At 33.9% G+C, this 12891-nt stretch carries 10 protein-coding genes; 6 read left to right on the forward strand and 4 right to left on the reverse strand.

The features are described 5' to 3' along the window. Positions 1–287 precede the first annotated feature (287 nt). A complete protein-coding gene (locus GSY47_RS01465; RefSeq protein WP_179008050.1) occupies positions 288–4421 on the reverse strand; it encodes a hybrid sensor histidine kinase/response regulator transcription factor in 4134 nt (1377 codons plus the stop codon). Positions 4422–4795: 374 nt separating this feature from the next. Between GSY47_RS01465 and GSY47_RS01470 the strand changes: the two genes are divergently transcribed. Next, positions 4796–5620, forward strand: a complete 825-nt coding sequence (locus GSY47_RS01470) for an SIR2 family NAD-dependent protein deacylase (RefSeq protein WP_179008048.1) — start codon at positions 4796–4798, stop codon at positions 5618–5620. Positions 5621–5670: 50 nt separating this feature from the next. Continuing rightward, entirely contained in the window at positions 5671–6147 is a 477-nt protein-coding gene (locus GSY47_RS01475) for a hypothetical protein (protein ID WP_179008046.1), read from the forward strand. A gap of 13 nt (positions 6148–6160) precedes the next feature. Here GSY47_RS01475 and GSY47_RS01480 read toward each other — a convergent pair whose 3' ends face one another. Then, positions 6161–6766 carry a 5'-methylthioadenosine/S-adenosylhomocysteine nucleosidase family protein gene (locus tag GSY47_RS01480; RefSeq protein WP_179008044.1) on the reverse strand — a complete coding sequence of 202 codons (606 nt, stop codon included), beginning with the start codon at positions 6764–6766 and terminating at the stop codon, positions 6161–6163. Positions 6767–6949: 183 nt separating this feature from the next. On the opposite strand from GSY47_RS01480, the gene GSY47_RS01485 reads away from it, so the two are divergent. The 4 genes from GSY47_RS01485 to GSY47_RS01500 all read left to right on the forward strand — a co-directional run bounded on the left by GSY47_RS01485 (position 6950) and on the right by GSY47_RS01500 (position 9309). Then, positions 6950–7513, forward strand: a complete 564-nt coding sequence (locus GSY47_RS01485; protein ID WP_179008042.1) for a DUF6642 family protein — start codon at positions 6950–6952, stop codon at positions 7511–7513. A 1-nt stretch (position 7514) separates the two neighbouring features. Then, a complete protein-coding gene (locus GSY47_RS01490; RefSeq protein ID WP_246611235.1) occupies positions 7515–8435 on the forward strand; it encodes a helix-turn-helix domain-containing protein in 921 nt (306 codons plus the stop codon). Between the two features lie 63 nt (positions 8436–8498). Continuing rightward, positions 8499–8708, forward strand: a complete 210-nt coding sequence (locus tag GSY47_RS01495) for a hypothetical protein (RefSeq protein ID WP_246611238.1) — start codon at positions 8499–8501, stop codon at positions 8706–8708. Positions 8709–8736: 28 nt separating this feature from the next. Continuing rightward, positions 8737–9309, forward strand: a complete 573-nt coding sequence (locus GSY47_RS01500) for a pentapeptide repeat-containing protein (RefSeq protein WP_179008040.1) — start codon at positions 8737–8739, stop codon at positions 9307–9309. 149 nt (positions 9310–9458) lie between these two features. Here the strand turns inward: GSY47_RS01500 and GSY47_RS01505 are convergent, their stop codons facing one another. Beyond that, positions 9459–11033: a DUF4957 domain-containing protein gene (locus GSY47_RS01505; RefSeq protein WP_179008037.1), complete on the reverse strand. Its 1575-nt coding sequence runs from the start codon at positions 11031–11033 to the stop codon at positions 9459–9461. Positions 11034–11062: 29 nt separating this feature from the next. After that, on the reverse strand, positions 11063–12877 hold the full coding sequence (locus GSY47_RS01510) for a RagB/SusD family nutrient uptake outer membrane protein (protein WP_179008035.1): 1815 nt from the start codon (positions 12875–12877) through the stop codon (positions 11063–11065). Positions 12878–12891 lie beyond the last annotated feature (14 nt).

The following is a 12891-nucleotide window of genomic DNA, read 5'->3' on the forward strand; positions in this document are numbered from 1 at the left end:
AACCTTAAAAAATTGTGAGGTGCTTATTTTTTTTTAGTTCTGGTTATTTAACCGCAAAGCACGCAAGAAAATTAAACGCAAAGTCCGCAAGTTTTAATTGTAATGATATGAAAATATATTGTCCAATATTTAAATCACTGCACTATATTTATAAAGTTGATTAATTTTTATTGAAAAAAGTTAGCCACAGATTATCAGGATTAGCACAGATTTTTTTAAATCCTTTTAATCCCAATCATCTGTGGCCAAATAAAAACCTTAATTCCCTATAATCACTGAAATTATTGTTAAACTTTACTCTGAGCCCCTTTATACTCACTTGGCGATAAATTATAAAACTTCTTAAACTCTTTGCTAAAATGTTTTCGATCATTAAAACCAACCATATAGGTAACTTCTGAAACCGAATAACTAGTATTAGCTAAAAGACTCGCCGCTTTCTTTAAACGCATATTTTTAATAAGGCCAGCCACAGACTGATTGGTCAGCGTTTGTACTTTTTTATACAACACTGTTCTACTCATACCTATTTCATTCACTAAATCATTTACATCAAAATCGGTATTGTCCAGATTGGCTTCAATAATCTGAATGAGTTTTTTTAGGAACTGTCCTTCTGGCGTATTTAGATTTTCCTGTTCCGTATCTTCAATAAATCCGTCGCCATATTTCTGACGCATGATTTCTTTTGCTGATAATAAATTCGCGATCGTCAGTTTTAATTCTTCAATACTGAAAGGTTTCGAAATATAAGCATCTGCACCGGTCGAAAGTCCTTCGATTCTGTTTAAAGTTGACGATTTTGCTGTCAATAAAATAACCGGAATATGATTGGTATTCTGACTTGTTTTTAAAATCGTACACAATTCAAATCCATCCATTTCTGGCATCATCACATCGGTTACAATCAAATCCGGAATTTCTTTTTCCATATATTCCAGCGCCTGGATTCCGTTTATGAATTTCAGCACTTTATAATCGGTGTATAAAATATCATAAACAAAAGAGAGCACTTCTTCATTGTCTTCAATTACTAAGACGGTCTTTTTAGAACTGTTTTCTGTATCCTCAACATATTCCGGTTCATAAAGATCAATTTCAGTTTTAACATCTGAAATCGGATTTGCATTTTCTTCAATCTTAACCGAATTTTCAACAATCTGCGATTTCTTAAAATGCTCTTTTCCTTTCTTTAAAGTAATGGTAAAAATGGTGTTGAAATTAGCGTCGGCTTCAGTCTGTACTTTTATTTCTCCATGATGTAATTCAACAATACTTTTACTTAGCGCCAAACCAATTCCGCTTCCTAAATTGGCGCTTCCGCGTTCGTCCAGCTGGAAAAAGTTCTTGAAGATTTTCTTTTTCCTGTTTTCGGGAATCCCAATTCCGTTGTCTTTTACTTTAATTTCAATCGAATCAGAATCTTCTTTTTGCTCGACGGCCAAAGTAATTCTGCCATTCTTTCCCGTAAATTTAAAAGCATTCGAAAGCAAGTTGTAGATTACTTTTTCCATCTGATTTTTATCAAAATAAATCAAAGCTGTATTGATATTCAGCACAAACTTATAATCGATTTTTTTCTCGACTGCGATGCCTCGGAACGATTCATAAATATCAAAACAAAACGAAACAATATCCTGCTGTTCGCAATAGATCTTCATGCTTCCTTTTTCGGCTTTTCTGAAATCCATTAATTCGTTAACCAATTTCAAAAGGCGATCCGAATTGTTTTTGATGACTTTCAGTTTATGTTCCAGATTCGAATTCTTTTCGGCTCCACTTAATAATTCTTCAACCGGCCCACTTATCAGGGTTAATGGCGTTCTAATTTCGTGTGAAACATTGGTAAAGAAATCCAGCTTCATTTTATACAATTCTTCCTGTCTTTCTTTTTCTACCTGTTCCAGATAATACGCTTGTTTTAATAATTCTCGGTTTCGTAAAAAACGGAACAATAAAATACCAGCTCCCGCTAATAAAGCAAGATAAATTAAATAAGCCCACCACGTTTTCCACCAGGGCGGTAACATAATAATTTTCAAAGTTTTAACAGACGGATTCCACTCTCCGCCTCCACTTGATGTTTTGATTTTTAAGGTATAAGTTCCCGAATTCAGGTTCGTCAAATTGATGTAATGCTGTGAACCTATTACATGCCATTCGTCTTTATTAAACGAACTTTCCAGTTTATACGCATATTCACTTTTTTCGGGCGAAATAAAATTCATGGCACTAAATTCTATTCCGATATAACCTTGATCGTGTTTTAAAGTAATTTCAGAAGTTTCGCTAATACGTTTTTCCAACGAAACCTCTTTATTTCCTGGTCTTATTTCTTCGTTATTTACTATTAGTTTGGTTAGGACAATTGGTGCTTTATCTTCGGTTTTAATTAATTTCGAAGGATTAAAAAGCACTAATCCGTTCGAACAGCCAAAAGCAAGTTCTTTAGCATTCAGTTGTATACTGCAATTATTAGAAAACTGCTTTACTTTCAATCCATCTTTGGACGAAAAAGAGGTAATTTCAAAATCAGAAATTTTAAAAACGGGATTAAAACTCTTTGTTCGTATTTTGTATAACAGATTGTTATCGCTGATCCAGATATTTCCTTCTGAATCTTCCGAAATACTTTTAATGGTTTCATCTGTAAATCCCATCGAGCGATTGATTTCGAAAAAACGGCCTTTCTTTTCGTCAAATAAATTCACGCCTCCGCTTTCTGCACCGATCCAAAATCTGCTTTTAGAATCGGTAAACATGACGGTAAGACTGTTGTTAGACAAACCACTTTTTAGGCCAGCTTTAAAAACTCTTGTAATGTGTTTTAGCTTTTTATCAAAATAATTCAAACCATATTGTGTGGCAATCCAAATTCCGTCTTTTCGGTTTACCAAATCGGTAATAAAATTATCGCTAAGCGAATTGGAACTTCCGTCTGCCATATAAATTTCGACCGTTCCGTCTGCCATTACTTTTTTCAGTCCGTTTCCGTTGGTTCCCACCCAGAGATCTCCGTTATCCATTAATAAAGACGTAATCGGACGTTCTCTTTCTTTGGAATCCTTTCGCGAAAGCGAGATAAACTGAAACGTTTTACTGCTTTTATTGAATTTGAATAATCCGTTGAAAGTCCCGCAAAACAGATTTTGCTCGTTCTGATTGACCAAAGCCGTAATCATATTCACGCTTTTATCAAAATCATAACCTTCAATCTGATACGTTGTGTTTCGGTTATTTCTAAAATCAAGATAGTTTAAACCTCCGCCATTTGTTCCAACCCAAAGCGCACCGTCATTTTCTCGTGCAACAGCATTGACAAAAGCGGTATTTAATCCGAAATTCGGTTTAACCACTTCTCTGATGTTGGTGAAATTGGCATTGGTTTTCTGAAAAAGATTAACTCCTCCTCCATTTGTACCAATCCAAATATCATTGTGACGATCTTTTAAAAAGCATTTTACATCATCGTCTGAAAGGCTGTAACTTTCTAACGGATTGTGTCCGTATTTGGTAAACTGATTTCTGTCTTTTTTGTAAACACACAAACCGTTTTTTGTAGCAAACCAAATCGTATTATTGTCCACTGCAACAATATCATTTACCCAGTTTGAGGATAAACTATTTCTGTTATTTGTATTCAGCAGATAATTTTTGACAACATTTTTATCGACATCAAAATGAAAAACGCCATTGGCTTCGGTTGCAAACCATAAATCGCCATTCTTCTCTTTGATTACTTTCCAGATTTTTGATTTTAGTAAAGCTTCATTTTCTGCCAAAGCTTTTGGAAGCATTTTTTTAGAACCATTTTTAGGATCAAAACATTCTAAACCTTTAGAAGTTCCAACTAAAACCCCATAATTACGATCATAAAACAAAGACAAAACCCTGCTTTTTCTGAATGGCGAATTATGATCGTTTGAGATTTCTTCCAGCAAATATTGCTGTCTGTTCAGTCGTTTAATTCCGCCAAAAGTTCCAATCCAGATTCGGTTTTCGTCATCCTGAATTATAGATGAAATATAATTTCGCCCGCCTTTTATTTTCTGAACATCGACACGAACAAAACTTCTTTCGTTTTTATTAAAAAGATTCAGTCCGTTATTGGTTCCAATCCAAAGTTCTTTCTGATTGTCTTCCAGAATGACATTGACATGATTGTTGCTTATGCTGTTCAAAATGTCCTTATTGTAAACATATCGAAGAAAATCATATCCGTCATAACTAATTAAACCGTTCGCCGTTCCGATCCAAATAAAACCTTTTTTGGTTTGATGAATACTCGAAATCATACTCTGCGAAAAACTGGTATCATAGTTAATATGATCAAAGTACAAATCGGAACTTTGAGCAAATGAACTGACAGTCGTTGCAAAAAATAGAATAAAACTTAAAATGTAGTTTTTGATGCTTTTCATAAACAAAATAGAATAAACGCCCGAGTAATTTAATTGCAATAAACCTATGAAAAAAATCAATCGAATGCACTGCAAAATAGCGCTATTGCAAAAAATAAAGGAGGGAGTTTTTTCTTTTTAAGGGGTGTATATGTACTTTTCTCTCTAATTTTTCAGAGTAGTTTTTTAATTTGGAGCTAATTCCAGCTATCCGCTATATCTTTTGTGGTCTCGTTTTTATTTTACGAGACCACAAAAGGATATCGCTCCTATCTGGGCTAGGACAGTCATTTTCAAAAGTCCGTTTTTTATAGAATTAAAATTAAAAAGCTGAGGTATCCATTTTTAATTTATATTTAATCAAAAAATACGGTTCTGTTTTTTCAAAACTAAACATGCAACAATTAGAAGATATAATACAATACGTTTCAACTAAAAACAAAAGAAACCTCTTTACCTTTTTGACAGGAGCTGGACTTTCTTCAGAAAGCGGAATCCCAACTTACAGAGGTGTTGATGGCATTTGGGTCAAAGGAACACAATTTCATAAACCGGAAGAATTCGGAACTTTTAAATACTTTAAAGAGCACCCCGAAGAGGTCTGGCAATATTCGTTGTTTAGAAAGAAAATGTTTCAAAATGCCAAACCAAATGAAAGTCATTACGAATTGGTTGAAATTGAAAAAATTCTGAAAGACCGGTTTCATCTTATTACCCAAAACATTGATAATTTACACCGACAAAGCGGAACTGAAAGAATTTTTGAAATCCATGGCAACAATAGAGAAATTAAATGTTCGAACGGCTGTAAAGAAATCGTAAATCTGCCCGAAGAAATAAAAGGAAAAGAAATTGACGAAGATCTGACGGAAAGAGAAATAGAACTTTTAAAATGTCAAAGTTGCGGAAGCTGGATGAGACCTAATATCTTATGGTTTGATGAATATTATGATGAGAAAACCAATAAAAAATTCAGTTCTTTAAAAATTGCTAAAAATTCGGGAATACTATTTATTCTGGGAACTTCGGGCGCGACAAATCTCCCGATTGCAATTGCAGAAACCACTTTAAAATATGGCGGAACTATCGTTGATATCAATATAGAAGACAATCAGTTTACCGCTTTGATAAAGGATAAAAAGAATAAAATCATCATTCGTAAAACATCAACTGAAGCTTTAAAAATGATAAAGAAAATGATTAAAAGTACTTGCATCTAATAATGATTGTAAATGAATCCAGTAAAAAACATTCTAATTAGAATTTATAAATGAAATCATTAGTAAAAAAGACTTTATATATTCCATTGCTAATTTTGTTACTGATAAGTTGCGAATCAAATCGTCGTAGCAGTTTAGTCTATCTGTATTCAAAAGACAAAACACAATCAATAACAGTATTTAGTGATTATTATACTAACGAAAGAATTATAGCTTTGGGAAAACTAAATACAAAACCGACAAACGATTATGTAAAATTGGATATTTCTGAAGTTACAGAATTGGGTGATGAAATTGGTATATGCTGGTTAGGAAAAAGGACAGGATGGCAATTTGTAAATGATAATTCTAAAATTGTCGAAGTAAGTATAGATACGACGAAATATAGAGTGAAAACACAATGGTATCGAGACGAAGATAATATTCCCAATGCGAAATATTACAGACTTAAAAATTGCTTTACAATTGGTATGTTAAAACATTCTAGAATTTATCCCTCTGAAAATGGATATATTGAAAGAAATTAAAAAAGCCATTTCACTACAAAATGGCTTCTTTATCTTCTATCAATCCTAAAATTTTACCATAAGCAATCGCCGCTTTATGTACTTGGACCGTCCAGTCTTCGGCAGCGTTATCATCGGCACCATCGGAAATGTATTTTAAAGATAAAAACGGGATTTTTTCTTTCATAGCAATCATGGCTAAAGCATACGCTTCCATATCAACCACATTGTAAACATCAGATTTATGTTCCATTTCGAAATTATCGCCTGTTCCGCAAATACCTTCAGGCAAATCATCCATTTTTAAACCGTATTCTAAAACTGGAGGCAAACCAGATAGCGGCGTTTCATATAATGCAAAACCTAAACCGCGGACATCCATATCTCTTTGCACAAATTGAGTACAACAAATTACTTCGCCTTTTTGAAAACTGCTGCTCCCAGCAGATCCCAGATTTATAATTACAGCAGGTTTTTTCTTTTGAATAGCTTTAGTCAATTCATAAGCCGCATTTACTTTACCAATTCCAGTAATTAAAACGTTATGTCCTTTAAAAACTTCAGCTGCTTCAGATTCAAGAGCAAATGAGAATAATATATCTTCGACAGCAAAAGATTCTGTCTGGTTAATTTGTATCATGCGTAATTTAATTTTCGGTTTACAAAAATACGGTTTAAAATTTACGCAGTTCTAACCTAAATTTAAAATCTAAAAAACACGTTAAATTCTGGTTTGAATGCGGGATTTTGTTTTTTAAAAAATACTTTTGTTAGAAACAGTTAAAAAGAATTTCCATCCTTAAAAACCAGAAAGAGAAACTGCATGGATAGCGAAAAATTTATTTTCTGCCTAGAAGGCGTGAAAGATATAGACGATCTTACCCCAACGCATGTGGTAAAATGTCTCGAAGAATTGGCTATTGACCAAGGCATTTCGAGCATTCATAAAACTTGCGATACCATTGAAGGTTTAGAAGAAAGTTTGAATATTTTATTGTATGAAGATCATAATTTTAAAGATTATGAAATCATTTATCTTGCCATGCCGGGACAGGAAAACAACATTTGTCTTCATGATTATTATTACAGCATAGAAGAAATCGCAGAACTTTTTGAAGGAAAAATGAAGGGCAAAATCATCCACTTTGCCAATCTTAAAGTTTTGGATTTAAATGAAGAAGAGTCACAATATTTTCTGGATATAACAGGAGCAAGAGCCATTTCCGGTTATGGATCTACTTATAACAAAATTGCAAGCTGCAGTACGATTGATAAAGCATTTTTTAGTTTGTATCAGGAAAACGATAACTTGATTGAAGTTGTCGAAGACCTTTATGCTAAACATTATAATCTATGCAAACTGCTTGATTTTAGATTATACTATTAAAATGAAAAAGAAGCAGGCTGAGAAAATAAAGACATACAGTCCATCAGGATTTCGGGAGAAGTTTCTGGGAGAAGATAATCCCATACATTTACTTTTCAAATCCAATTCGGATCATTTTTTCTGTTTGGAGATTGAGGAAATCATGCAGATGCAGCATCCTGTTCCGCCTTCTAAACATTCTTGTCATACTTTAATCTTTATTTCTTCCGGACAACATGTAATGAAATTGGGACATCAGGAATACATCACGACCGATAACGAAATGATTATGGTACCCGCTGGACAGATTTTCTCTCTTGAAAATGTCAACAATATACATAAAGGATTTATCTGTCAGTTTCATCCTGATATTTTAATTCGAAAATACGGAAGCCGAGAACTGCTGAATGAATTTGATTTCTTAAAAATTTCAGGAAACCCAAAAATAAGCCTTCCTAAAGAGGATATCGGTTCCATTGTCAACATTTTGGAACGATTGAAAAAAGAATATTCTGAAACTGCATTTACAGATCTTAATATTGTACAGTCTTACCTGATTACGCTTTTTTATGAAATGAATAAAAATGCGGTAAAAACGGCAAAAGGCATTTCGGCTGCTGCTGTTATTACAGCAAAATTCAAAGAGCTTATTCACGATCATATCAAAAGCCAGCATCAGGTCAATTATTATTCCTCTCTATTGAGCGTAACTCCTAACCATTTGAATAAATGTGTCAAAACCGTAACGGGGAAATCTGCCGTAAAATGGATTGATGAAAACATATTGTTAGAGGCCAAATATTTACTCTTTCAGACCACTCTTTCTGTAGGTGAAATCGCAACTCAGGTAGGTTTTGAGGATCAATCTTACTTTAGTCGTTTCTTTAAAAAAGCGGAAGGAATTTCTCCTATTCGTTATCGAAAAATGATTGATAAGTCCTAATTATTGATTATAACATCCTAACAAAAAGCTTTACTTTTTTCAGAAATTTGCCTCTTGAAAAAAATGCAAATTATGATTTATGTTTTTAAAACTTCCGTTGACAGCCAGACCAAATTTGAGTCGGCATCTCTATTACTAGATCAATTATTGCCTGAATCTAAGTGGAACTTTGATCTTGAAGACTGTGACAATATTTTAAGAATCGACAGTGAACTTGACATTCCAAATCTTATTCAAAACAACGGCATCTTTGATTGTATCGAATTAGAATAAATTACCTTCAACCTCTTCATAAAATAATATGGAAACCAAATTATATCAAAATAGAACTTTTGATACCGTAGATTACTCTGAAAAAAGATTATCCAATGTAGAATTTGTGAACTGCGAATTCCTTAACTGCAACTTTTCTAAAAGTGATTTAAGTCATAACGATTTCTTAGATTCTACTTTTAAAAACTGTAATCTTTCATTGGCAGTTCTTAAAAATACAGGTTTAAAAAACATCAAATTTATCGGATGCAAACTCATGGGATTGGATTTTAGCGCCAGCAATAGTTTTTTATTTTCCATGAATTTCGAAGATTGTCTTCTAGATTATTCTACGTTCATTTATAAGAAGCTGAAGAAAACCAACTTCACAGACTGCTCTCTCAAAGAAACCGATTTCTCAAACACGGACTTATCTTTAGCTCTTTTTAAAAACTGTGATCTTTCTGGCGCCACTTTCGTGGAAACTATTTTAGAGAAAACTGATTTTAGAACTTCCAGAAATTATGCTTTCGATCCTTCAGAAAATAAAATTAAAGGGACAAAAGTTTCACATATTGCCCTTGCCGGTTTATTAGAAAAATTTGATTTGGTTATTGAATGATTTATTAGTTTTCAGTCGCGGTCTCAGTTTTCAGTTTGTTAATAGTGAACAAATACTGTGACTGAATACTGCAACTAAAAACTGTGACTAAAAAAAAGCGGGATACAAACTTAATTGCATCCCGCTTTTCCTATTTATTAACCATGAATTTATTGTTGTTTTATCCAACGAGGATCTCCAATTTTATTATCCATTAAGGTTTGGTTTCCTAATGTAAAATCTCCCGTTGCTGCATTTGCAAATTGCGGATCCAGGGTCGTTGCTGCTGAATCAGGTGTATTATTACTTCCTACTAACTTTAAATTTGGTGAATTAAAATTGTTATTATTTCCAAATCCAGGAGCACTTGTTGTAGGTTGGTTTGTATAAACTGCCGCCCCAACTGCAAGCAACGTATTACGTACTGCTGACACATTTGATGCAAAACGCACATACAAAATTCTACTAGCAAGTACTAATGTAGGACTATATATAGTACATGCATCAATTACTACGTTACTTGTCAAACTTCCTCCTGTAAAACCAGCAGCTGCATCCAAACGTATAAAATCACGTGATGAACATTTATCAAATGTACTTCTTGTTAAAGTCACATTTGCGACATATGTAGTTCTAAAATCGATAAAATCAGCTCCTCCCGCAGTATTTACATTTTTAACAATACTATTGTCTACAGTAAATGACTTCAATCTAGCTGCACCATTTCCGTACATAAGTTGAGAAGGATAATCATGAACATAAGAGCTACTAATTAAGACATCTCCTAAAGGTTGCGCTTGTGTCGCACTAATCGCGATTGCAGCACCAGTTAAATTTGCTCCATTTAAATCTAAATCAACGAGAGATAGATTCACTGCTTCAGTAGGATTAGCAGGATTATTAATAAGGGTAAATTTCACATTAAGCTTAGGCTTATTCTCTGGTCTTACTCCTCTAATGATCAGTTTTTTATTTACAATAATCTCACCTGTTGTCACATAAGTACCAGGCATCAGTAATAATCTTGAATCTCCAGTTACCTGAGCTACTTTAGCATTTAAATCATCACCTGGATTCACCACAATACCCTTTGTTAAATCTACACCACTAGTAAATGTTAGTATTCCTCTTGTTTTAGTTCCATTTTTTAGAGTAGCAGTGTAGTTTGTTTCTGGAGTTAAACCAGTAACAGTTGCTTCTCCCTTCGTTTTTTCTTCCGCTGTTATAGTGTGAATCACATCACCTGGCTGAGATATAATTTGAGTTACATTACTGTTAGGCGTCCATCTTAAAATAATAGAATTTGCTTGGATTTCTTCCGGTTTAATTGGAAGGAAAATCTGTTCAGATGCTGTAGCAGCAGAAGTAATTGACCATTTAGAATCGTCAAGACCACCTGCACTTACCGCTTTTACTCTAATATAATAAGTAGTTTCTCCTTCTAAAGGCACTTGTATTGGCAATTGACTTGTAGTAACATTAACTGTTTTGAAAATAGTTTTAAATTCTGGATCATCTGGGCTAAATTCCACAACATAATGATCTGCATGTTCATCTGCCTTTACCGTCCAGTTTAACTCAACCGTAGTTGAGTTCCTAACTCTGGCTGTAAGTCCAATTGGCGAAAACTCTCTTGAGTTTCCAACACCATCTAATAAAGCTTCATTATAACTGTCGCAACTTGAAATTCCAATTGCTAGAAATAATACGGCTATTAATCCTTTATATATATATTTTGCTTTCATCTTAATAACTTATAATTTATTATTAACTCCTAAAGATTTTCATAACCGTAATCATTCTTTAACTGACCATTACTTCCATCGATAAATACTTTCCATATTGGCCAGAATTGTCTGTTATCAGGATTAACTCCAGGTTTGTACAATGAATTTATTTTAGTATCAGCAGCTGTACCTGTCCATGTCCAAGTAATAGATGAATATGTTGTTCCAGGGTTTGTTGTTTCTCCTCTATTTAGTCCATAAATATCTAAACTCACATTATCCGTTTTGTACTTGTAATACAAAGTTGCAGGTACAGTAGCATAATCTCCTGTACGAGCTGATAAGGCAGTCATTTTTTGTTTAGCTTCGTCTAATTTTACTTTTAACAAATTCCAACGAATTAAATTTTGCTTGCGCTCCATTTCACCTGTAAACTCATATTTATTTTCATCAACGATAGCAGTAAACATGGCATCTTTGCTAGTTTTAGAGTTTACATAGTTTTCAACTTTCACTGCCTGATCTGCCACAGAAAATGATCTTCTACGAATTTCTTTTAAGTAAGGCATTGCTGCACTAGGACCTTCAAGTTCGTTTGCAGTTTCAGCAGCGATAAGGAGTACCTCAGCATAACGCATGTACATTTTGTTAACTCCATCGTCATTAGTCGAAGTCACATAACGTTTCATCCATTCGTAACGGTATTTTCCAAAATACCAAGTATCCAAAGTACCTAATTCTTGTTTAGCGATATTGTTAGCTCCTGCTGCACCATATTTATAAGGCACACAAGTAACATCTCTACGTGTATCCGTTTGATCATAATCATAGAAAACAAATGGCAATGGACCTGCTACACCTCCACGGTTAGCGCCATTAGCTTGAAACTGATCAACAGCTGCGGTATGTTTTACAGCAAACGTAAATAACATTCTACCACGTCCATCTGCGAAAGGAAGCTCCCAAAGAGATTCTCCACCAGCAGTAGTAACTTCTTCATTATATTTTCTCCATAATCCCTCAAAAGTCGATTCTAAATGAGCAGAACCACTTTGAATTACTTCACGAGATTCTTTTAATGCCAATGCATACATATTAGCCACAGAAAGCTCTGGATCAGTGCTTCTTCTTACTCCATCAGGATATTGCTGATAACCACTTGCTGCCAATGCTAAACGTGCTCTAAATCCTTTTACAAAAGCTTTATTTACGTGTTCTACAGTGCTTGTATAAGAGGTTGCATTTGGCCATGCTACCAATGTAGACGCTTCCCCTAAATCTGCAATTATTTGCTTATAAATAACATCTCTGCTTGATTTAGGCAAATATAAAGTCGCAGTTGTAATAGGTTCAAAACGAGCTGGAACATCTCCCCATGCTCTAAGCAAATCAGCATAGTAAATAGCTCTTAATGTTAAAGCCTCTCCTAATAACTGCCCCATTGCATTATCTGGTTTTGCATTACCATATTTACGTATACCATCAATACAAATATTCGCTCGCTCAATACCCATATACATCATCGCATAAGCATTAGTGATATTATTCATTTCTGTGTTACTTGGTTTTGCATCGTAAACACATAAATCTGCTTTATCTCCTGCTGTTTGCGAGGCATTATACCATTCTACATCTGTATTTAATCCATAATATGGCAAAAATCTACCTCTATAAGAGTTTGTTTCGGCAAAGGGTACTTTTATTCCATCAACAGCTCCTTTTGCAAGTTCAGCATCAGAAAAAATCAATTCTGGCTTTAATGTTGATGGTGCATCTGTTTCTAAATAGTCGTCTTCAAATTGCTGGCAAGAACTAAATAGACTTGAAATTATCAATCCTGCTATTATTAATTTATGTTTCATTTTGTGATAATTTA

It is taken from the genome of Flavobacterium quisquiliarum (assembly GCF_019308285.1).
Taxonomy (GTDB): domain Bacteria; phylum Bacteroidota; class Bacteroidia; order Flavobacteriales; family Flavobacteriaceae; genus Flavobacterium; species Flavobacterium quisquiliarum.